We start from the raw sequence: 20,253 nt of genomic DNA on the forward strand, positions 1-20,253 counted from the left end.
TGCCTTATCAGCTGAGTTTTAGCGGTGCAGTGTCGGAGATATTACGGTTGTTAATCGGGCTGCCGTGGGCATCAGCGGGAGCCATCCCGGGTCATCTGAAGCATTTTTACAGCAACGCAGCGATGCTCAAACTGCCCTCGAGACGTGAGCGTGAATATGTCAGGGAAGTGAGAGAAAAAAGGTCGAAATATCCCTTAAAAAACAATGCCGGTCACCTTAAGTGACCGGCATTAGACGCAATGCGTCCCTTTAAAATAACCGTAGTACGAAGGCTATCAGTCGCGGAAATTCTTAAACTGGAACGGCTGTCCCAGATCACCGTTGCGGATCAATGCCATTACGGCCTGCAAATCATCACGCGCTTTGCCGGTAACACGGACTTCGTCGCCCTGAACCTGTGCCTGCACTTTAATTTTACTGTCTTTGATCAGCTTGACGATTTTCTTCGCCAGGGCGGATTCAATGCCGGAATGCAGTTTGGCATCAACGCTGTAGGTTTTACCGCTGTGCTCCATCTGCTCAGGAATTTCCAGCGCCCCGCCTTCAATGCCACGTTTGGCTAACTTCTCACGCAGAATATCGACCAGCTGATTTACCTGAAAATCTGATTCGCTGGCCACTTTGATACTCTCGTTTTTTTCATTGAGATCGAAGCTGGCAGGAATGTTGCGGAAATCCCAGCGGGTTTGCAGTTCACGGCTGGCATTTTCCACGGCATTGCGCACTTCCTGCATGTCGATTTCGGAAACAATGTCAAAAGACGGCATAATCGCTTCTCCCTGTAGTTTTTGTGTTGCACGTTATATGGCGTGCATAATACCGCCTTCAACCCCCGATGCCAAACGACAGCAAAGTACCGGACATAAAATGCTCAGAGGGTCAAAAAGTGCAGGTGAAAATGTGATCTACAGCACAAATGTCTATACTAATAAGATAACCGGACAGCAGAATATTCTTTCAACAAACTATTTCATGGCCCTGTTTCGCCACAATTCCCGGGAGGCACAATGAAAATAACAGTATTGGGTTGCGGTGCGCTGGGACAACTTTGGCTTTCGGCCCTCTATCAGCAAGGCCACGACGTTCAGGGCTGGATCCGCATTGCGCAGCCATTTTGTGCCGTTAACGTTATTTCGCCGGAAGGCATTGCTTTTAATCGCAATATGCCTACTAACGACCCGGAACATCTGGCACAAAGCGAATTACTGCTGGTCACGTTGAAAGCGTGGCAGGTTTCCGGCGCAATAAGCACGCTGATGCCGATGCTTAATGATAATTGCGCGATATTACTGCTGCATAATGGCATGGGCACTGTTGATGAATTACCCCCTAACCGTCTGGCGATTTTGCAGGGCGCAACGACCCATGCGGCGCGTCATGAAGGCAACGCAATTGTCCATGTGGCTGCCGGAGCGACGCACATCGGTCCGGTGACTCCGCGCGGTGCGGCGCTGAGTTCACTGGCGGATACGCTGCATAATGCCTTACCGGACGTGGCCTGGCATGACAACATCAAGCCGTCGCTGTGGAATAAGCTGGCGGTGAACTGCGTGATTAATCCGCTGACAGCTTTGTATGATTGCACCAACGGCGACCTGCTGGCGTACGCCGATCAGATTGAGCAAATTAGTCAGGAGGTCGCGCAGGTGATGGCGATTGAAGGCGTCGAAATTCACAGAGAATCTTTGCTCAGCTTCGTCTATCAGGTGATTGAATCCACCTCCGCTAACCATTCGTCGATGCTGCAGGATATCCGCAATCAACGTCATACCGAAATCGATTACATTACCGGCTATGTCCTGCGCCGCGGGCGTAAGTTCGGCCTGACCCTGCCGGTTAATAACCGCTTATTTGAACAGATTAAGAGAAAGGAAAACGATTATGAGCGCATCGGTTCTGGTCTGCCTGGCACCTGGTAGCGAAGAAATAGAAGCCGTTACCGCAATTGACTTGCTGGTGCGGGCGGGCATTAACGTCACGACAGCCAGTGTCGCAGGCGATGGCAACCTGGAAATCCGCTGCTCGCGCGGCGTGCGTATTCTGGCCGATGTCGCACTGGTAGATGTTGCAGATGATGAGCATGACGTGATCGTTCTGCCCGGTGGCCTCGGTGGCGCAACCTGTTTCAGCGAAAGCCCGCTGCTGGTAGAGAAAGTGCGCCAGATGCATGTCAGCGGTAAAATTGTTGCGGCTATCTGCGCCGCACCTGCGCTGGTGCTGGAGTATCACGATTTATTCCCGGTCGGGAATATGACCGGCTTTCCGGGCCTAAAGGATAAGATTGACCCGAATAAATGGTCCGATCGTCGGGTGATTTTCGATCCGCGCGTTAATCTTCTGACCAGTCAGGGGCCGGGCACGTCAATGGAATTTGCCCTGAAAATTATCGATCTGTTGCTGGGCAAAGCCAAAGCAGCGGAAATTGCCGCGCAACTGGTTCTGGCTCCGGGGATTTATAACTACACCGATGAAGGTACCCGGGAGTCGTGATCCGATTACCGCCAGTAAAAAGGGGCTCAGCGATGCTGAACCCCTTTTTTACATCCGGAATATCGTTTACGGACGATAGACTTTCACGTTGTTAAAGCCCTGTTCTTTCAGATACAACGCCTGTAAACGACTCATCACGCCACGGTCGCAATACAACAGATAGGTTTTGTTCTGATCCAGATCGCCAAACTGAGTGGCCAGTTTGTAGAACGCCAGCGGCTTCACTTCAACGTTTTCCAGTGCCAGCGGCTGGGCTTCCACTTCATCCGGTGCCCGGACATCCAGAACGACGTCTGTTGACACGAACTCAGCCACAGTTTCCACTTCCGGTACCACTTCCGCCGCCTGTGTAGCAATTTCGCGAATATCGACATTGCGCGCTTCGCTGACCACTTTATCCAGCACGTCAAAATCGAACATCGCTTCTTCGGCTTCGATTTTTGCTTTCACCGCTTTCACCGTCGGGCTTTTCGAAATCACACCGCAGTATTCCGGCATGGTTTTCGCAAAATCTTCCGTACCGATTTCACGGGCAATCTTGATGATGTGCTCTTTATCGTGAGAAATCAGCGGACGCAAAATAAGCGTGTCAGAAACATTGTCGATTAAACGCAAATTGGTCAGCGTCTGGCTGGAAACCTGCCCCAGCGCTTCACCGGTGACCAGTGCCTGCACGCCATAGCGCTCAGCAATGGAAGACGCCGCACGCACCATCATACGTTTCAGGACAACGCCCATCTGACCGTCTTCAACTTTTTCGAGGATTTCACCGACGACCGGTTCGAAATCAACCGCGATAAAACGCACCCGGTGCGAGCTGCCGAAACGGTTCCACAGATAATGCGCCACCTGTTTCACACCGATTTCATGCGCTGCGCCGCCGAGATTAAAGAAGCAATAATGCACACGACAGCCGCGACGCATCAGCATATAACTGGATACACCGGAGTCGAAACCACCAGAAATCAGTGACAGCACATCTTCCTGCGTGCCAATCGGGTAACCGCCCTGACCCTCGAGGCGGCTTTTCACCAGCACCAGCTTATCGTCGTTAATTTCCAGTTTCACCGTGACCTGCGGATCTTTCAGGCTGACCTTCGCTGATTCAATGTGCTGATTCAGGCCACCGCCGACATAGCGTTCTACCTCGGTAGACGTAAAATCATGTTTACCACGACGTTTAACACGCACACAGAAAGTTTTGCCTGCCACTTCATCACGGTAAGCTTCCAGCGCTTGCTCGAAGATGTTGTGGACATCGGTGTAAGGACGGTCTTCAACTTCTTCAACATAACGGATACCTGGAATGCGGCAGAGCAATTCCTGAATCAGGTCGTGTTTGCTTTCGTCTTTGCTGCGAACTTCGATATGATCCCAGTGGCGGACCACCGCCAGCGTCTCATCATGCGGTCGCACGATATTGCGAATGCTGCTCGAGAGGATCTTAATGAAGCGCAAACGCACAGATTGGCTCTTGATGGTGATTTCAGGGAACAATTTAATGATAAACTTCATGGCAGTCTTTTGTTAGCAGGTGAAAAAACGGGGTAGTAAGTCGCTGAATAAGGATCTAGGATCCTATTATTGCTAAGCCAAATGTTCATTTTGTGTCACATTGGGCTTAGCAATAATATCTGCGGCGCAGAGTATATCACTTAAAATGGGTACTCTGTGCACAAAACCCTGCAGCAGATGTCATGCTGGACAGGAATGTCTCTTGAGGCTGAGCGCTGACTCTGCCGCCTCAGTACTTCGATCATCCATTCTGATCAACGATATTAAAAGAGAATTATGCCAAAAAAATCTGCACCACCTGCCAATTTTGAAACGGCTCTGGCCGAACTGGAACAGATCGTTTCCCGCCTCGAATCAGGCGAGTTGCCTTTAGAAGACGCACTCAACGAATTTGAGCAAGGCGTCCAGCTGGCGCGTCAGGGGCAGCAAAAGCTGCAACAGGCAGAACAGCGCGTTCAAATCCTGCTCGACAGCGACGCTCCGCTGCCCCCGTTCACCCCGGAAGCCGAGTAACTGTCATGTCTGAAGCGATCTCCCTTTCCAGCGCTGACGGATTTACGCATGAACTGCGCGCAATGCAACAGCGAGTCGATGAGGTATTAACAGCCTATATCAGCGCACTGCCGCTGGCCGACTTACCGCTGGTTGAAGCCATGCGTTACGGTGCGTTGCTGGGCGGTAAACGTCTGCGTCCGTATCTGGTTTACGCCAGCGGCCAGTTGTTCAGTCTGGATCTGAAAAATCTCGATGCGCCTGCGGCTGCCGTGGAATGCATCCATGCGTATTCGCTGATACACGATGATTTACCGGCCATGGACGACGACGATTTGCGCCGTGGTCAGCCGACCTGCCACATTAAATTTGGCGAAGCCAATGCGATTCTGGCGGGCGATGCTCTGCAAACACTGGCATTCTCGATTCTGGCTGACAGTGAAATGCCGGATGTTGCGGTAAAAGATCGTCTGGCGATGATTTCCGAACTGGCCCTCGCCAGCGGATCCAGCGGGATGTGTGGCGGTCAGGCCCTGGATTTAGCCGCTGAAGGTCAGCAGGTTGGCCTCGACGCACTGGAACAAATTCATCGCCATAAAACCGGTGCGCTGATCCGCGCCGCCGTACGCATGGGCGCGCTGGCTGCCGGTGAAACCGGACGTGCTGTTTTACCGATACTGGATAACTACGCGCAGGCTATTGGTTTAGCATTTCAGGTTCAGGACGATATCCTGGACGTGGTTGGCGATACCGCTACGCTCGGCAAACGCCAGGGCGCTGACCAGCAACTCGGAAAAAGTACCTATCCTGCCCTGTTGGGGCTGGACGGCGCAAAGGCTAAGGCCATGGACCTGTATCAGGAAGCCGTTTCCGCACTGGATCAGTTGGCGGCACTTTCTTACAACACAGCGCCACTTCTCGCGTTAGCCAGCTTTATCATTGAACGCGATAATTAAACTTACTATGAGCAACTGATGAGCCTTGAATTAGCCAAATACCCGACACTGGCGCTGGCGGAGAATCCTGAAGATCTCCGTTCACTTCCTAAAGAGAGCTTGCCTAAGCTCTGCGATGAGCTGCGCCAATATTTATTGGCCAGCGTCAGTCAGTCCAGCGGACACTTTGCGTCCGGTCTGGGGACGGTTGAACTGACCGTGGCGATGCATTATGTCTATAACACGCCGTTCGACCACGTTGTCTGGGATGTCGGCCATCAGGCCTATCCGCACAAAATTCTGACCGGTCGTCGTGATCGTATTTCCACCATTCGTCAGAAAGGCGGTCTGCACCCATTCCCCTGGCGTGGTGAAAGCGAATACGACACCTTATCCGTTGGTCACTCATCGACCTCCATCAGCGCAGGCCTCGGCATGGCGGTGGCTGCTGAACGTGAAGGTAAAGGTCGTCGTACCGTTTGTGTAATTGGCGATGGCGCGATCACCGCAGGTATGGCGTTTGAAGCGATGAACCATGCAGGCGACATCAAACCTGACATGCTGGTTATCCTCAACGACAATGAGATGTCGATTTCCGAAAACGTCGGCGCGCTGAATAATCATCTGGCGCAGTTGCTCTCCGGCAAGCTGTATTCGCGTCTGCGTGAAGGCGGCAAGAAAGTCCTGTCTGGCCTGCCACCGATTAAAGAACTGGTGCGCCGTACCGAAGAACATCTGAAAGGCATGATGGTGCCGGGCACGCTGTTTGAAGAGCTGGGCTTTAACTATATCGGGCCGGTCGATGGTCACGACGTGGTGGCGCTGGCGCAAACGCTGAAAAACATGCGTGACCTGAAAGGCCCGCAGCTACTGCATATCATGACGAAAAAAGGCAAAGGCTACGCCCCAGCCGAAAAAGATCCGATCAGCTTCCATGCCGTGCCTAAATTCGATCCGGCTTCCGGCACGTTGCCGAAAAGCAAAGAAGGTCTGCCAACCTATTCGAAGATTTTCGGCGACTGGTTGTGCGAAACCGCGGCCAAAGACAGCAAGCTGATGGCTGTCACGCCAGCGATGCGTGAAGGATCCGGTATGGTGCGTTTCTCGCGTGAATACCCGCAGCAGTATTTCGACGTGGCCATTGCCGAACAGCATGCGGTCACCTTTGCGGCAGGCCTTGCGATTGGCGGATACAAGCCGATTGTGGCGATCTACTCGACGTTTCTGCAACGCGCCTATGATCAGGTGATCCACGATGTGGCGATCCAGAATCTTCCGGTACTGTTTGCTATCGACCGCGGTGGTATCGTCGGAGCGGATGGTCAGACACATCAGGGCGCGTTCGATCTCTCCTTCCTGCGCTGCATCCCAAACATGACCATCATGACGCCGAGCGACGAAAACGAATGTCGTCAGATGCTGCACACCGGTTATCACCATAACAGCGGGCCGGTTGCCGTGCGTTATCCACGTGGTAATGGTACCGGCGCCACCAGTGAACCGCTGGCTTCACTGCCAATCGGTAAAGGCGTCGTGCGTCGTGAAGGCGAGAAAGTTGCGATTCTTAACTTCGGTACATTGTTGCCTGAAGCGCTGGCCGCAGCGGAAAAACGCAACGCGACCGTCGTGGATATGCGCTTTGTGAAACCACTCGATGAAGCACTGATTCAGGAACTGGCGTCAAGCCATGAAGTGCTGGTCACACTGGAAGAAAACGCCATCATGGGGGGGGCGGGCAGTGGCGTGAATGAACTGCTGATGTCCAGACGTATTCTGGTGCCGGTGCTGAATATCGGTCTGGCGGACAGTTTTGTGCCACAAGGCACGCAGGACGAAATTCGTCACGATTTAGGACTGGATGCCGAAGGCATTGACCGTCAGATAACCGACTGGCTGGCCTGATTCCCCTCCCCTCTTTCTACCTGAAAGAGGGGATTTTCCTCTCCATTTTCCCCTTCAGTCACACGAGCTCCCCCTGGTTTAAGCTACAGTTATAGCGTGCTAATCATTTTCAATGATTTTCTGTTATCACTTCATGATTACCAGGAGATGTCATGCAATACACCACATTAGGAAAAACCGGACTAAAAGTATCGAAACTGTGTCTCGGTTGTATGACTTTTGGCGAACCAGATCGCGGCACTCATGCGTGGACGTTACCGGAAGAGAGCAGTCGCCCGATCATCCAGCAGGCCCTGGATGCCGGCATTAACTTCTTTGACACCGCCAACAGCTATTCCGACGGTAGCAGCGAGGAAATCGTTGGCCGCGCCCTGAAGGATTTCGCCAGACGCGATGAGATTGTCGTGGCGACCAAAGTGTACAACGCCGTCACCGGCTTAAAACCGGGGCTTTCACGGGCTTCGATTATGCAATCCATCGATGACAGCCTGCGCCGTCTCGGCATGGAGTATGTCGACCTGCTGCAAATCCATCGCTGGGATTACGAAACACCCATTGAAGAAACCCTTGAAGCGCTGAATGACGTCGTCAAAGCCGGTAAGGCGCGATTTATCGGCGCGTCATCGATGCATGCGCATCAATTCAAACACGCGCTGGATGTCTCTGCGCAAAACGGCTGGGCGAGTTTTGTGTCGATGCAGGATCAGTACAATCTGATCCAGCGTGAAGAAGAAAACGAGATGTACCCGCTGTGTCTGGAAAAGAACATTGCAGTATTGCCGTGGAGTCCGCTGGCTCGCGGCAAACTGACGCGTCCGTGGGGAGAAACCACCGTACGTTCAGTTTCCGATAATTTTGCCAAAACGCTGTATGACGCCACCGATGAAGCTGATGGTAAAATTGCTGAACGTGTCGGGAAAATAGCGGAAGATCACGGCGTGCCACGCGCACAGATCGCACTGGCGTGGATCCTGAGTAAACACGTCGTGACCGCGCCAATTATCGGCGCTTCGCGCCCCGCTCATCTGGAAGATGCCATTGCCGCGCTGGAGGTGAAACTTTCGATTGAAGAGATCGCCGAGCTGGAAATGGCTTATGTGCCGCATCAGGCGACCGGCTTTCAGTAATATAAACGTGTAAAAAAAGCGTTGTCAGGGAAAACCCGGCAACGCTTTTTTATTACTATCTGAAACGGATCAAAACAGGCCCAGCGGCCAGTGATGCCCGACCAGATAGATAATGGCCGCGCCAAGCACACCGGCGACCACATCATCGATCATGATACCCATTCCGCCCTGCACGTTGCGGTCAAACCAGCGGATCGGCCACGGCTTCCAGATATCCAGCACGCGGAAAACGATAAAGCCAATCAATACCCAGCGCCAGTCGTTGACCGGGATCGCCATCAGGGTGATCCACATGCCAACAAATTCATCCCATACAATACTGCCGTGGTCATGAACCCGCATGTCGCGCGCGGTCTGTCGGCAAAGATAAACCCCGATACAAATACTGAACATGACGATCATGGAATACACCTGCCACGGCAGGTAGGTCATGACAATCCAAAACGGGATCGCAGCGATGGAGCCCGCAGTGCCCGGACCAACAGGGAATAAACCGCTGCCAAAACCGGTCGCCAGTAAATGCCACGGATTACGCAAATCAAGACGCTTTTTAGCCGCAGCCATGTCCTGAACCGGATCACCGGTTTTTCCCTTGTACCCCGCCGGGCGTTTTTTACGGCCAATATTCACAACAATTCCTCTCCGGCAAAGTGGTCAAAACCTTGCCATTCAAGTTCTACCGGTACGCCAGAACGCATAAACTTAATACCTTCTGAAAGCGGCGCAATCTGGCCAACACAGGTAAAGTTGACACCCAGATGGCTCAGTGCCACATCCAGCGCACCGCGGTTAATTTCCGGCACAGTGAAGCAAAGTTCATAATCTTCGCCTCCGGTCAGCGCCCATTTCAGCGCCTGCTCAGGATCGGCAACTTTATTCAATGCAACCGATAATGGGATCGCATCAAGATCGAGCCGCGCGCCACATTCACTGGCAGTCAGTATATGTTTAAGATCCGACATCAACCCGTCAGAAAGATCGATAGCAGATGTTGCTAAATCGCGCAGCGCCTGCCCTTGCAGAACGCGTGGCGAAGGCCGCAGATGGCGTTTGAGCAGAAATTCGCGGTTATCGGTATCAGTCACATTCAGCTGTTCCAGCAGAATAGCGAGCCCCGCAGCACTGTCACCGAGGGTACCGGTGACGAAGATCCAGTCACCAATGCCTGCACCGGAACGGGTTAATGCACGCCCCACAGGCACCAGCCCCTGAATGGTTAACGTCATGCTCAGCGGGCCACGCGTGGTGTCGCCGCCAATCAACTGCATACCGTAATAATTGAGTTGTTCAAACAGACTGTCGCTGAATGCCTGCAACCAGTCGGTGTTCACTTCCGGCAGCGTCAGGGCCAGCGAAACCCAGGCAGGATCGGCGCCCATCGCGGCCAGATCGCTCAGGTTAACCGCCAGCGCTTTATAGCCCAGGTCGGAAGGTGAAATAGTTTTTAGAAAATGGATACCTTCGACCAGCGTATCGGTACTGACTGCTAATAGCTGCTTCTCGCCAACCGTCAGTAAGGCACAATCATCACCAATGCCTAAATGCACATCCTGCCGGGCAGTTCTGAACCGGTTAAAGTAGCGAGTGATGACATCAAATTCGCCGCATGCCATAGTACATTTCCAAATCGTTAGAATGACTTAAGGCCGGAAATCCGGCCTTAAGAAGGGTGTCACACAAAGGATAAACGCAGTGACATCACCAGATTATCAACAGAGCCAGAAATCAACCGAAAATGACTGTCGCCATTTGTGAACGAGGCTGACCCTTTTTGACGATCACTTTTTACGAATATGTGGGCCTGCTTTATCCAGCACACCATTGACGAACTTATGACTGTCTTCAGCCCCAAAAGTTTTGGCCAGTTCGATAGCTTCGTTGATCGCCACTTTATAAGGAACGTCCTGGCGTTTGCTCAGCTCAAACAGAGCCAGACGCAAAATAGCTCTTTCCACCTGGCCCAGTTCATCCAACTGGCGGGACAGGTATGGCGCCATCAGTGCATCGAGTTTCTCAGCACTGTTTGCTACACCAGCCAGCAGTTCGCGGAAATAGGCAATGTCTACGTCTTTGACATCCTGCTCGGTCAGGAATTCTAATTCAACATCGGCGATGTCATTTTTCGACAACTGCCAGGAGTAAAGCGCCTGAACGGCACATTCACGGGCGCGGCGACGAGCAGCAGGTTTCACGGATTTCCCCTTAACTAGATTCAGGCCTTAATAGCCTTGATAACATTAATCATTTCAAGCGCGGTCAGTGCAGCTTCTGCACCCTTGTTACCGGCTTTTGTCCCTGCGCGTTCGATGGCTTGTTCAATGCTTTCTGTCGTCAGCACACCAAAGGCCACCGGGATTTCGCTGTTCATGGCAACGCTGGACAGGCCAGAGCTGCATTCGCCCGCTACAAATTCAAAGTGGGCAGTGCCCCCGCGGATCACGGTGCCAAGTGCAACAACCGCATCATACTTACCGCTTTCAGCCAGTGCGCGGGTTGCCAGAGGCAATTCGTATGCGCCCGGGACCCAGACTACGGTGATGTTGTCATCGCTGACCTGACCAATACGTTTCAACGCATCAACAGCGCCAGAGAGCAGGCTGTCGTTGATAAAATTGTTAAAACGAGCAATCGCGATCGCTACGCGCGCGTTAGGCGTGGCTACAACACCTTCGATAACGTTCATAGTTTTCCTTAAAGTGGGTTCAGGAGTTTCTCAACCCCAGCCGCAGGGGGGCGGATTCTATCATAAAATTACCCTGTCTGGACATGCGCTTTTAAAGTCATTCCGCAGGGAGGAGTAAAATTCTCAATACACCGGTTTCAGGCGCAAACGTAAGTCAGAGCCGACCTGACGGATATCATTGAAAACAAATTCAGGGGCATCCGCCAAATGCTGCAATCCTGGCAGTTCACACAGTGCGCGGCCATTATCGCCCAATAACTTAGGCGCCATATAAACGATTAATTCATCAACCAGACCGGCTTGTAATAAGGCACCGGCCAGTTGTGCACCGGCTTCCACCCAGATGGAATTTATCTGCCGTTTCGCCAGTTGCATCATCAGCAGAACCAGATCAATACGGTTGTCGCGCCCGGCTACACGCCATTGCTCGACGGATCCCGGCCAGACTTGCGTGTCAGCTTCCAGCCGCGCCAGCCAGACTTCACCGGGTAAATTCACCAACTGATGCTGTGGCGTCACGCGATTCTGACTGTCGAGAATAACCCGCAGCGGTTGACGCAGATTTTCCTCGGGATAAATCGCCTGCACCTCACTGCCCAGTTCGCTCCAGCGTACATTCAGCGAGGGATTGTCCGCGAGAACAGTGGCACTGGTGCTCAGAATCGCCGAGCTTTCCGCGCGAAAACGCTGAACATCAGCACGGGCGGCAGCCGAGGTGATCCACTGGCTTTCGCCCGAGGCCATCGCAGTTCTGCCATCTAAAGACGCGCCCATTTTGAGCTGAACATAAGGGAAACCGGTCCGCATTCGTTTCAGGAACCCCAGATTCACGGCTTCAGCCTGCGGATGCATCAGCCCGTGACTGACATCCACGCCGTTTTGTTTGAGGCGGTATAAACCACGCCCCGCGACTTCCGGGTTAGGATCCTGCATCGCGGCGACAACACGGGCAACACCTGCTGCCAGTAATGCATCGGCACACGGCGGCGTGCGACCATGATGACTGCACGGCTCCAGCGTCACGTAGGCTGTCGCCCCTTTCGCTTTCTCACCTGCCATGCGTAATGCGTGGACTTCAGCATGCGGTTCACCGGCACGCAAATGATAGCCCTCACCGACGATTTCGCCATTTAATACAATGACACAACCGACGTTGGGATTAGGTGTCGTGGTGAAACGCCCGCGACGCGCCAGCTCGAAAGCCCGCGCCATGTAGTGTTCATCGGTAGGGTTTTCGGCAACTTGTTGGTCAGGCGACATCAGCTTTCCTTAATCCTGAAGACGGGCGATTTCTTCACCAAACTCACGAATATCTTCGAAACTGCGATACACCGATGCAAAGCGGATATAGGCGACTTTATCCAGCCCTTTCAGGGCGTCCATTACCAGATTGCCGATCATTTTGGCCGGAATTTCACGCTCACCGGTCGCGCGCAATTGCGACTTAATGTGGCTGATGGCCGTTTCGACGTCATCGGAACTGACCGGGCGTTTTTCCAGTGCTTTCAGAAAGCCACTGCGAAGTTTGTCTTCGTTGAACGGTTCACGAACTTCATTGCTTTTAATGACGCGAGGCATCACCAGTTCCGCCACTTCAAACGTGGTGAAACGTTCATGGCACACCAGACACTGACGGCGACGGCGAACCTGCGATCCATCGCCTACCAGACGGGAATCGATGACTTTAGTATCAACAGCGGCACAAAATGGGCAATGCATAGCACTTCCTGATCGCGAACTCAATTGGACATTAGTTTAACCCGAAGTTTGCCGACAACAAAGGCTGTCGCTACTTTCATCGACATCGGGTTAAACTTAACTATCAATATTGGTGCCCGGACGGAATGTTTCAACGGGCAGATGAAAGGAAGTCTCTGATATGACAAAACACCCACGCCTTTTGCTGGTCTGCGCCGCATTGTTCAGCCTGACGGGTTGCGCGACGCAAAATTCACAAATCCCGGAGCTGAAAACAGAAGTCGGTCAGCTCAATCAAAAACTGCAACACCTGACGGATCTGGCCATCGCGCTGGAGCAGCAAACCACGCTCAACCGCCAGTCAAATAATGGTGTCTATTTGTTACCTGCAGCCAAAAGTGCCGCCTTGCTGAAAAGTAATATTGGTGAATTAAGTGTGCAGTTGATCCGCGTCGCCCCGGATGCCAGCGGCGTACAGGCCGTGCTGGAAATCAAAAACACTGCGGGCCAGCCATTGCCGCCGTTTACGGCTTCCCTGAGCTGGGGGCAGCTCGACCCGGTCACGGGCAAACCGCTGACTGTTGATATGCAAACCCAGACCATTAGCGTCGAGCCAGATCTCTTGCCAGGCCCGGTGAAAACGGTCGATGTGAAATTTAATCAGGTCACTGTCGAAACTCTGGGATTTGTTCACCTGCATAATATTGTGGCGACACCGCAGGCACAGCCCGTCGTTACCAGGTAAAGACAACGAGTTGCAGATGAAAAAAAACCCCGCATTGCGGGGTTTTTGTTTTCTTTTCCGAACGGGACAACCATCGGCAACTTACGGAAGAATGGAAGGCTGATCAGCGCCCTCTTTTTCCACTTTCTGCTGCAGCATGTGTTCACGCTTCATGCCCAGTTTCAGAGCCAGCGCGGACGCCACGTAGATGGACGAAACCGTACCAATCGACACACCAATCAGCATGGTCAGTGAGAAGCCTTCCAGCAACGCACCGCCAAAGATATAGAGCATCAGTACCACCATCAGCGTGGTCGCTGAAGTCATAATGGTACGGCTTAACGTCTGGGTCAGGGACACGTTCATGATTTCGTAAGAGTTCCCGCGACGAATTTTGCGGAAGTTTTCACGAATACGGTCCGATACCACGATGGAGTCATTCAGCGAGTAGCCGATAACTGACATCAGGGACGCGATGATGGTCAGATCAATTTCGATCCTGAACAGTGACAATACGCCCATGGTGATGATCACGTCGTGCGCCAGTGCGATTACCGCCCCCAGCGCCAGCCGCCATTCAAAACGGAAACCGACGTAAATCAGGATACAGATCAACGCCATCAGCAGGGCCATGCCACCAGCCTGCGCCAGATCACTCCCCACGCTCGGGCCGACAAACTCGACACGTTTCACGGTCGCGTCTTTATCGATATCCGCGTTCACCAGGCTAAGGACTTTATTTCCCAGTTCCTGACCGGCATTACCCGATACAGGTGGAAGACGAACCATCACATCACGGCTGCTACCGAAGTTCTGAACCACAGGATCCTTGAATCCTGCTTTTTCCAGATCGGCACGCATTACGTCCAGGTTAGCGGGCTGGCTAAGGCTGATTTCAATGACGGTACCGCCGGTGAAATCCAGACCCCAGTTGAACCCGCGAACACCCATAATCGCAACGGATGCGATAAACAACAGGCCTGAAATACAGAAGGCCACGTTGTCCCAGCGCATAAAGTCGATGACTTTACGGCCGTAGTTCAGTTGTTCAACAGTATATGGTTGTTGCTGTGCCACAACGCACTCCTCAGATAGACAGCTTTTTAATGCGTTTGCCGCCGTAAACCAGGTTCACGATGGCACGGGTCCCCACGATCGACGTAAACATCGAGGTTGCCACACCGATAGCGGTGGTGATAGCAAAGCCTTTAATCGAACCGGTACCCACTGCATAAAGAATAATTGCCGTGATCAGGGTCGTAATGTTGGCATCAACGATACTTGAGAACGCGCCTTTATAGCCTTCATGAATCGCCTGCTGAACGGAACGTCCGTTCTTCAGCTCTTCTTTGATACGTTCGTTTATCAGTACGTTGGCGTCGACGGCCACCGCCAGCGTCAGGACGATACCGGCAATACCCGGCATGGTCAGCGTCGCACCAGGCAGCAGAGACATGATCCCGACAATCAGGATCAGGTTAGCAACCAGCGCTGTCGTAGCGATAATGCCGAACTTACGGTACCAAACCACCATGAACAGAATGGATGCCACCAGACCCCACAAGCACGCTTCCAGACCCTGAGTGATGTTTTGCATCCCTAAGGTCGGGCCGATAGTACGCTCTTCAACTATCTGAATTGGCGCGATCAACGCACCGGCACGCAACAGAAGGGACAACTGGCGGGCTTCATTCGGATCGTTCACCCCGGTGATACGGAAGCTGTTACCCAGGCGTGACTGAATGGTCGCCACGTTGATAACTTCTTCCTGCTTCGCCAGAATCGCACGGCCATTGGCATCTTTCTTACCGCTGTCTTTGTACTCCACGAACAAGGTTGCCATCGGTTTACCGATGTTATCCTTAGTGAAGTTAGACATGGCGTTACCACCAGCGCTGTCGAGAGAGATGTTAACCTGCGGCTGATTGTACTCATCCATGCTGGATGTGGAATCAGTGATGTGGTCACCGGTCAGGATCACGCGTTTGTACAGAACAACCGGACGGCCATCACGCATGTTTTTCACTTCGCTGTCGCCCGGCACACGACCGGTTGAAGCAGCAGAAGCATCTACATTGGTGTTAACCAGACGGAATTCCAGTGTCGCGGTCGCGCCCAAAATTTCTTTAGCGCGCGCAGTATCCTGAATACCCGGTAACTCAACCACGATACGGTCAGCACCCTGGCGCTGTACCAGCGGCTCGGCGACACCCAATTGGTTTACACGGTTACGCAGGATGGTGATGTTTTGCTGAACGGCATACTCGCGGGCTTCACTCAGGCGAGCATCAGTCATCACTACACGGATAGCATTGTCGCCACTGTTAGTGATCACTAAATCGCGGTGACGTGGGCTCAGGTAGCTGACCGCAGAATCACGGGTAGCAGCATCGCGGAAACGCACTTCAACGCCATAGTTGTCGAGCTTACGCACCGTGGCATAAGGAATATTCTTGTCGCGCAGGTCGCTGCGCATATTGTCCATCGTCTGCTCTTGCAGCTTACTCAGCGCGGTATCCATATCCACTTCCATCAGGAAGTGAACACCCCCACGCAAGTCGAGGCCCAGCTTCATCGGCTCAGCGCCCAGCATGCTCAACCAGCGCGGCGTTGCCGGCGCGAGGTTCAGTGCAATAACAAACTTGTCGCCCAACGCTTCAGTCAGCGCTTCACGTGCACGAAGCTGTACATCCGTGTCATTAAAACGGGCAAGAATAGCGCCATTCTCCAGAGCAACTGATTTGATCTGGATTTTGCTTTGATCTAATACGTTACGGACTTGGTCCAGCGTTGCTTCACTGGCGTCGGAACCCCGAGCACCAGTGATTTGAACAGCCGGATCCTCACCATAAAGGTTGGGAAGTGCATAAAGCAGCCCGACGATGACCACAACGATCAACATCAGATACTTCCACGCAGGATAACGGTTTAACACGGCAGTTCCCTTCGGGAAAATCGAAAATTAGATAGACTTCATCGTGCCTTTTGGCAGAACTGCTGCCACGAAGTCACGTTTGATCATCACTTCGTTAGTGTCGTTCAGTGCGATAACCACATAACCGGTTTCGGCTACTTTGGTTACGCGACCAATCAGGCCACCCGTGGTCATGACTTCGTCACCTTTACCGATAGAGTCCATCAGTTTTTTGTGTTCTTTAGAACGTTTCTGCTGCGGGCGCAGGATCATGAAATAGAAAATCAGACCAAAAACCACCAGCATGATAACCAGAGAGTAAGGACTTCCCTGTGACGGTGCGCCGGTCGCTGCGACTGCATCGGAAATGAAAAGACTCATTTAAATTCCCTCATTGTTGTTGTGAAGCAAATTGATGTAAAACAAACCGAGAATCCGACCCGGAGTCTGCGATGAAACGTCTCGCACAATACCCCATAATGCCGGTCCAAGAAATTATAAAATCGGCACCCTCTTTCGAAGATGCCGACACGAGAAAGAAATCAGAAGTTTAAAGGCGGAACAGGCTTGCCTTTACGCTCGTAGAAGTCTGTCACAAACGCTTCTAATTTACCCTCTTCGATAGCCTGGCGTAAACCGGCCATCAGACGCTGGTAATAGCGCAGATTATGGATCGTGTTTAGCCGCGCACCGAGAATTTCGTTGCAACGGTCAAGATGATGCAAGTAGGCACGGCTATAATTGCGACATGTGTAACAATCACAATGTTCATCCAGCGTCGACGTATCATCTTTATGCTTGGCATTACGGATTTTTACGATGCCGTCAGTGACAAACAGGTGACCGTTACGCGCGTTACGCGTTGGCATCACGCAGTCAAACATATCGATACCGCGACGCACGCCTTCAACCAGATCTTCCGGTTTACCGACACCCATCAGATAGCGAGGTTTGTCTTCCGGAATTTGCGGACAAACGTGCTCCAGAATACGGTGCATGTCTTCCTTCGGCTCGCCCACTGCCAGGCCGCCCACAGCGTAACCATCAAAGCCGATATCTACCAGCCCTTTTAATGATACATCTCGTAAATCTTCGTAAACGCTGCCCTGAATAATCCCGAACAAAGCATTCTTATTATTCAACTCGTTGAAGCGATCGCGACTGCGTTTTGCCCAACGCAAAGACATCTCCATCGAGCGTTTTGCATAATCCCAGTCAGCAGGATATGGCGTACATTCATCGAAGATCATTACGATGTCGGAACCCAGATCGTTTTGGATTTCCATGGATTTTTCCGGACTAAGGAACACCGGGTCACCGTTGATCGGGTTACGGAAATGCACACCCTCTTCTTTGATTTTACGCATCGCGCCCAGGCTGAACACCTGGAAGCCACCTGAATCGGTGAGGATCGGGCCATGCCAGTTCATAAAATCATGCAGATCGCCATGCAGTTTCATGATTTCCTGCCCCGGACGCAGCCACAGGTGGAAAGTGTTGCCCAGCAAAATCTGTGCACCGGTGTCTTTGACTTCTTCCGGGGTCATGCCTTTTACGGTGCCGTAAGTGCCCACTGGCATAAATGCCGGGGTTTCGACCACGCCACGTTCAAAGATCAGACGCCCGCGACGTGCGCGGCCATCGGTCGTGCTTAATTCGTACTTCACATTGCCTCCAGCATCAGAGAAACAGTCTGATGAGGTTAAATCCGTGGCATGACGCCCGGAAGAGAAAGCCCGGATGCACCGGGTGCGACCAGGCCGGTAATTATTAACTCAAGGTTACTGGCCGACCACTTCCTGCGGCGCCAGCGGGTTACGGTTGATGAACATCGCATCACCATAACTGAAGAAACGGTACTGCTCAGCCACCGCCTGATGGTAAGCATTCATGGTATTTTTATACCCGGCAAACGCCGACACCAGCATGATCAGCGTCGATTCCGGCAGATGGAAATTCGTGATCAGGGAATCAATTATCTGATAGTGATAGCCCGGATAAATGAAAATCTTGGTATCGCCGAAGAACGGCGCAATCAGTGCATCTTCACTGGCCTTCGCCGCACTTTCCAGCGAACGCACGGAAGTTGTTCCCACGGCCACCACGTTATTGCCACGCGCTTTGCAGGCCAGCACCGCATCCACAACGTCCTGAGGCACTTCGGCATACTCAGCATGCATGATGTGGTCTTCAATGGTGTCCACACGAACCGGCTGGAAGGTGCCTGCCCCCACATGCAGCGTCACAAAAGCGAACTCCACGCCTTTGGCTTTCAGCGCATCCATCAGCGGCTCATCGAAATGCAAGCCAGCGGTGGGCGCAGCTACCGCACCCGGACGTTCGCTGTAGACGGTCTGATACAGTTCACGGTCGGCATCTTCATCAGGACGGTCAATATACGGCGGCAGCGGCATATGGCCGATTTCGTTGAGCAGAGTAAAGACATCACGATCTTCATTAAATTCCAGCTCAAACAACGTATCGTGGCGCGCCACCATCGTCGCTTTAATATCTTCTTTATCACCGAGCAGCAGTTCTGCGCCCGGTTTTGGCGATTTGGACGCACGCACATGGGCCAGAACGCGGTGTGAATCCAGCACGCGCTCAACCAGCACTTCAATTTTACCGCCGCTGACCTTGCGGCCAAACACACGAGCCGGGATCACGCGGGTATTGTTAAATACCAGCAAATCGCCGGGATGAATTTTATCGAGAATATCAGTGAACACGCCGTGCGTTAACTCACCGCTTGGCCCGTCCAGAGACAACAAACGACAGCCGCTGCGCTGGGTCTGGGGATAGCGGGCAATCAGGGATTCAGGGAGTTCAAAAGAAAAATCGGCAACACGCATGGTTTTTCACTTCACTTAACGACAAAAACAGGCGGCTTAGTCTAGTGGGACGGGGCATCCCCTGCAAGCTTCTGCGCGAATAAAGGCATCCGCTGCCCTGTCGGAGATCAACTTTCCTGCGTTATACTTCGCGAATGAATTTTTTAGCCCACCTCCATCTGGCCTCACTGGCCAAAAGTTCACTGACCGGAAATCTGCTGGCAGACTTCGTTCGCGGCAATCCTGACGGTCAGTTCTCTGATGAGATCGTCAGCGGCATCCGCATGCACCGCCGCGTGGATGTCATGACCGATTCACTGCCGGAAGTGAAAATTGCCCGCAGTTATTTCCGTGAAGATTTTCGCCGCGTCGCACCGATAACGCTCGATGTCGTCTGGGATCACTTCCTTTCCCGTCACTGGGCCAGCATTCATCCGCAGCAATCACTGGAAGATTTTCTTGACGGCTGTCAGCAGGAAATTGAACCTCAGTTACCTGAAATGCCGGAACGTTTCCAAAATCTGAACGCTTATCTCTGGCCTGAACGCTGGATGGAACGTTACGCGGTGCTGCCTTTTATTGGCGACGTATTGCGCGGTATGGCTAACCGGCGGCCAAAACTTGCCGCCCTGACCGGCTCTTTCCATGATATCGAACTCAATTACGACGCCCTCGAGCAACTGTTCTGGCAGTTTTATCCGGTGATGATGCAACAGGCGAGAGACCGGCAAATCTGACAAATACCCTTCATTTTGTGGATTACCCCGCAATTCTCTGCAAGACAAGAAGTAGTTGTTAAAAAGTTTGAGACTTACTTCAAAGACTGATAGCCGGATGCTATCTGATTGATTGGTGCGATGGGGTTTATTCACCCGAAGGTTGCCCCTATACTGGCAGTCGTTTTGTTCACCCTTTCCTTCTCACCTACGACGCCCGGAAGGG

General features: G+C 52.6%; 21 protein-coding genes and 1 pseudogene. 9 read left to right on the top strand and 13 right to left on the bottom strand.

All coding sequences use genetic code 11. The features are described from left to right. A pseudogene (locus LC431_RS24540) lies at positions 1-224 on the top strand (IS4 family transposase); the annotation flags it as partial. Positions 225-275: 51 nt separating this feature from the next. Here LC431_RS24540 and LC431_RS24545 read toward each other — a convergent pair. After that, positions 276-767, bottom strand: coding sequence for a YajQ family cyclic di-GMP-binding protein (locus LC431_RS24545; RefSeq protein ID WP_013576652.1), 492 nt, complete (start codon positions 765-767; stop codon positions 276-278). Positions 768-1,007: 240 nt separating this feature from the next. On the opposite strand from LC431_RS24545, the gene panE reads away from it, so the two are divergent. Both panE and yajL read left to right on the top strand, forming a co-directional pair. Continuing rightward, positions 1,008-1,919 carry a 2-dehydropantoate 2-reductase gene (panE, locus tag LC431_RS24550; RefSeq protein ID WP_121019769.1) on the top strand — a complete coding sequence of 304 codons (912 nt, stop codon included), beginning with the start codon at positions 1,008-1,010 and terminating at the stop codon, positions 1,917-1,919. Continuing rightward, positions 1,882-2,490, top strand: a complete 609-nt coding sequence (gene yajL / locus LC431_RS24555; RefSeq protein ID WP_119261889.1) for a protein deglycase YajL — start codon at positions 1,882-1,884, stop codon at positions 2,488-2,490. The genes panE and yajL overlap by 38 nt, the downstream gene beginning before the upstream one ends. A gap of 66 nt (positions 2,491-2,556) precedes the next feature. Here yajL and thiI read toward each other — a convergent pair whose 3' ends face one another. Then, entirely contained in the window at positions 2,557-4,005 is a 1,449-nt protein-coding gene (gene thiI / locus LC431_RS24560) for a tRNA uracil 4-sulfurtransferase ThiI (RefSeq protein ID WP_013576656.1), read from the bottom strand. Between the two features lie 276 nt (positions 4,006-4,281). On the opposite strand from thiI, the gene xseB reads away from it, so the two are divergent. The 4 genes from xseB to LC431_RS24580 all read left to right on the top strand — a co-directional run bounded on the left by xseB (position 4,282) and on the right by LC431_RS24580 (position 8,461). Continuing rightward, positions 4,282-4,518, top strand: coding sequence for an exodeoxyribonuclease VII small subunit (xseB, locus tag LC431_RS24565; protein ID WP_223510410.1), 237 nt, complete (start codon positions 4,282-4,284; stop codon positions 4,516-4,518). A gap of 5 nt (positions 4,519-4,523) precedes the next feature. Next, positions 4,524-5,453, top strand: a complete 930-nt coding sequence (ispA, locus tag LC431_RS24570; protein ID WP_112151723.1) for a (2E,6E)-farnesyl diphosphate synthase — start codon at positions 4,524-4,526, stop codon at positions 5,451-5,453. Positions 5,454-5,471: 18 nt separating this feature from the next. Further along, on the top strand, positions 5,472-7,334 hold the full coding sequence (gene dxs / locus LC431_RS24575) for a 1-deoxy-D-xylulose-5-phosphate synthase (RefSeq protein WP_013576659.1): 1,863 nt from the start codon (positions 5,472-5,474) through the stop codon (positions 7,332-7,334). Positions 7,335-7,486: 152 nt separating this feature from the next. After that, complete coding sequence (locus tag LC431_RS24580; RefSeq protein WP_013576660.1) at positions 7,487-8,461, top strand: aldo/keto reductase; 975 nt, start codon at positions 7,487-7,489, stop codon at positions 8,459-8,461. A gap of 69 nt (positions 8,462-8,530) precedes the next feature. Here LC431_RS24580 and pgpA read toward each other — a convergent pair whose 3' ends face one another. The 6 genes from pgpA to nrdR all read right to left on the bottom strand — a co-directional run bounded on the left by pgpA (position 8,531) and on the right by nrdR (position 12,863). After that, complete coding sequence (gene pgpA / locus LC431_RS24585; RefSeq protein WP_015690311.1) at positions 8,531-9,025, bottom strand: phosphatidylglycerophosphatase A; 495 nt, start codon at positions 9,023-9,025, stop codon at positions 8,531-8,533. 62 nt (positions 9,026-9,087) lie between these two features. Beyond that, positions 9,088-10,074 carry a thiamine-phosphate kinase gene (gene thiL, locus LC431_RS24590; protein WP_013576662.1) on the bottom strand — a complete coding sequence of 329 codons (987 nt, stop codon included), beginning with the start codon at positions 10,072-10,074 and terminating at the stop codon, positions 9,088-9,090. Between the two features lie 165 nt (positions 10,075-10,239). Then, positions 10,240-10,653, bottom strand: coding sequence for a transcription antitermination factor NusB (gene nusB, locus LC431_RS24595; RefSeq protein ID WP_013576663.1), 414 nt, complete (start codon positions 10,651-10,653; stop codon positions 10,240-10,242). Between the two features lie 20 nt (positions 10,654-10,673). Then, positions 10,674-11,144 (bottom strand): 6,7-dimethyl-8-ribityllumazine synthase, encoded by a 471-nt coding sequence (gene ribE / locus LC431_RS24600; RefSeq protein ID WP_013576664.1) that lies wholly within the window; start codon positions 11,142-11,144, stop codon positions 10,674-10,676. Between the two features lie 123 nt (positions 11,145-11,267). Then, entirely contained in the window at positions 11,268-12,404 is a 1,137-nt protein-coding gene (gene ribD, locus LC431_RS24605; protein WP_037036803.1) for a bifunctional diaminohydroxyphosphoribosylaminopyrimidine deaminase/5-amino-6-(5-phosphoribosylamino)uracil reductase RibD, read from the bottom strand. Positions 12,405-12,413: 9 nt separating this feature from the next. Continuing rightward, a complete protein-coding gene (nrdR, locus tag LC431_RS24610) occupies positions 12,414-12,863 on the bottom strand; it encodes a transcriptional regulator NrdR (protein ID WP_013576666.1) in 450 nt (149 codons plus the stop codon). A gap of 160 nt (positions 12,864-13,023) precedes the next feature. Here nrdR and LC431_RS24615 point away from each other — a divergent pair, with 160 nt between their 5' ends. Further along, positions 13,024-13,587, top strand: coding sequence for a DUF3251 domain-containing protein (locus tag LC431_RS24615; protein WP_013576667.1), 564 nt, complete (start codon positions 13,024-13,026; stop codon positions 13,585-13,587). Between the two features lie 81 nt (positions 13,588-13,668). Here LC431_RS24615 and secF read toward each other — a convergent pair whose 3' ends face one another. From secF to queA, 5 genes are all read right to left on the bottom strand, one after another. After that, a complete protein-coding gene (secF, locus tag LC431_RS24620; RefSeq protein ID WP_049804364.1) occupies positions 13,669-14,580 on the bottom strand; it encodes a protein translocase subunit SecF in 912 nt (303 codons plus the stop codon). Between the two features lie 73 nt (positions 14,581-14,653). Beyond that, positions 14,654-16,501, bottom strand: a complete 1,848-nt coding sequence (secD, locus tag LC431_RS24625; protein ID WP_015690312.1) for a protein translocase subunit SecD — start codon at positions 16,499-16,501, stop codon at positions 14,654-14,656. A 27-nt stretch (positions 16,502-16,528) separates the two neighbouring features. Beyond that, positions 16,529-16,861: a preprotein translocase subunit YajC gene (yajC, locus tag LC431_RS24630; protein ID WP_013576670.1), complete on the bottom strand. Its 333-nt coding sequence runs from the start codon at positions 16,859-16,861 to the stop codon at positions 16,529-16,531. A 161-nt stretch (positions 16,862-17,022) separates the two neighbouring features. Then, positions 17,023-18,147: a tRNA guanosine(34) transglycosylase Tgt gene (tgt, locus tag LC431_RS24635; protein WP_013576671.1), complete on the bottom strand. Its 1,125-nt coding sequence runs from the start codon at positions 18,145-18,147 to the stop codon at positions 17,023-17,025. 114 nt (positions 18,148-18,261) lie between these two features. Continuing rightward, positions 18,262-19,332 (bottom strand): tRNA preQ1(34) S-adenosylmethionine ribosyltransferase-isomerase QueA, encoded by a 1,071-nt coding sequence (gene queA, locus LC431_RS24640; protein WP_223510411.1) that lies wholly within the window; start codon positions 19,330-19,332, stop codon positions 18,262-18,264. A 134-nt stretch (positions 19,333-19,466) separates the two neighbouring features. Between queA and LC431_RS24645 the strand changes: the two genes are divergently transcribed. Continuing rightward, positions 19,467-20,048, top strand: a complete 582-nt coding sequence (locus LC431_RS24645) for an ACP phosphodiesterase (RefSeq protein ID WP_013576673.1) — start codon at positions 19,467-19,469, stop codon at positions 20,046-20,048. Positions 20,049-20,253: the final 205 nt, after the last annotated feature.

The sequence above is a fragment of the Rahnella sp. GSA61A genome (assembly GCF_019969905.1).
GTDB classification, from domain to species: domain Bacteria; phylum Pseudomonadota; class Gammaproteobacteria; order Enterobacterales; family Enterobacteriaceae; genus Rahnella; species Rahnella aceris.

What these genes read in the sequence shown, in the direction of transcription:
- LC431_RS24545 (WP_013576652.1), bottom strand. Translation starts at nt 767, where the DNA reads ATGCCGTCTTTTGACATTGTTTCCGAAATCGACATGCAGGAAGTGCGC.
- panE (WP_121019769.1), top strand. Translation starts at nt 1,008, where the DNA reads ATGAAAATAACAGTATTGGGTTGCGGTGCGCTGGGACAACTTTGGCTT.
- yajL (WP_119261889.1), top strand. Translation starts at nt 1,882, where the DNA reads ATGAGCGCATCGGTTCTGGTCTGCCTGGCACCTGGTAGCGAAGAAATA.
- thiI (WP_013576656.1), bottom strand. Translation starts at nt 4,005, where the DNA reads ATGAAGTTTATCATTAAATTGTTCCCTGAAATCACCATCAAGAGCCAA.
- xseB (WP_223510410.1), top strand. Translation starts at nt 4,282, where the DNA reads ATGCCAAAAAAATCTGCACCACCTGCCAATTTTGAAACGGCTCTGGCC.
- ispA (WP_112151723.1), top strand. Translation starts at nt 4,524, where the DNA reads ATGTCTGAAGCGATCTCCCTTTCCAGCGCTGACGGATTTACGCATGAA.
- dxs (WP_013576659.1), top strand. Translation starts at nt 5,472, where the DNA reads ATGAGCCTTGAATTAGCCAAATACCCGACACTGGCGCTGGCGGAGAAT.
- LC431_RS24580 (WP_013576660.1), top strand. Translation starts at nt 7,487, where the DNA reads ATGCAATACACCACATTAGGAAAAACCGGACTAAAAGTATCGAAACTG.
- pgpA (WP_015690311.1), bottom strand. Translation starts at nt 9,025, where the DNA reads ATGGCTGCGGCTAAAAAGCGTCTTGATTTGCGTAATCCGTGGCATTTA.
- thiL (WP_013576662.1), bottom strand. Translation starts at nt 10,074, where the DNA reads ATGGCATGCGGCGAATTTGATGTCATCACTCGCTACTTTAACCGGTTC.
- ribE (WP_013576664.1), bottom strand. Translation starts at nt 11,144, where the DNA reads ATGAACGTTATCGAAGGTGTTGTAGCCACGCCTAACGCGCGCGTAGCG.
- ribD (WP_037036803.1), bottom strand. Translation starts at nt 12,404, where the DNA reads ATGTCGCCTGACCAACAAGTTGCCGAAAACCCTACCGATGAACACTAC.
- nrdR (WP_013576666.1), bottom strand. Translation starts at nt 12,863, where the DNA reads ATGCATTGCCCATTTTGTGCCGCTGTTGATACTAAAGTCATCGATTCC.
- LC431_RS24615 (WP_013576667.1), top strand. Translation starts at nt 13,024, where the DNA reads ATGACAAAACACCCACGCCTTTTGCTGGTCTGCGCCGCATTGTTCAGC.
- secF (WP_049804364.1), bottom strand. Translation starts at nt 14,580, where the DNA reads ATGCGCTGGGACAACGTGGCCTTCTGTATTTCAGGCCTGTTGTTTATC.
- yajC (WP_013576670.1), bottom strand. Translation starts at nt 16,861, where the DNA reads ATGAGTCTTTTCATTTCCGATGCAGTCGCAGCGACCGGCGCACCGTCA.
- queA (WP_223510411.1), bottom strand. Translation starts at nt 19,332, where the DNA reads ATGCGTGTTGCCGATTTTTCTTTTGAACTCCCTGAATCCCTGATTGCC.
- LC431_RS24645 (WP_013576673.1), top strand. Translation starts at nt 19,467, where the DNA reads ATGAATTTTTTAGCCCACCTCCATCTGGCCTCACTGGCCAAAAGTTCA.